Origin of the sequence: Enterobacter wuhouensis, assembly GCF_004331265.1 — a bacterium.
Classification (GTDB): domain Bacteria; phylum Pseudomonadota; class Gammaproteobacteria; order Enterobacterales; family Enterobacteriaceae; genus Enterobacter; species Enterobacter wuhouensis.
In genome coordinates, this window is record NZ_SJOO01000034.1 from 1 (window position 1) to 438 (window position 438).

Annotated in this window: 2 tRNA genes; both read left to right on the plus strand. The window is 47.9% G+C overall.

The features are described from left to right. Positions 1-47: 47 nt before the first annotated feature. Positions 48-124: transfer RNA gene (locus E0L20_RS23755), tRNA-Ile, on the plus strand. A gap of 109 nt (positions 125-233) precedes the next feature. Further along, positions 234-309: transfer RNA gene (locus E0L20_RS23760), tRNA-Ala, on the plus strand. Positions 310-438 lie beyond the last annotated feature (129 nt).

Genomic DNA, 438 nt, shown 5'->3' on the forward strand with positions numbered 1-438 from the left:
AGTGCTCACACAGATTGTCTGATGAAAATAGCAGTAAAAATCTCTGCAGGCTTGTAGCTCAGGTGGTTAGAGCGCACCCCTGATAAGGGTGAGGTCGGTGGTTCAAGTCCACTCAGGCCTACCAAATGCTTCCTGATACTGCGTTGCGGAACAACTCGCATACTTCAGTATGCTTCGTTATTCCACGCCTTGTCTCAGAAAGCATTACCGGTACAGAGATTAGTGTATACGATGGGGTTATAGCTCAGCTGGGAGAGCGCCTGCCTTGCACGCAGGAGGTCTGCGGTTCGATCCCGCATAGCTCCACCATCCCTTTACTGCGAACACAAGAAAACTTCAGAGTGAACCTGAAAAGGTGCACTGCGAAGTTTTGCTCTTTAAAAATCTGGATCAAGCTGAAAATTGAAACGACACACATGTTATGTGTGTTCGAGTCTC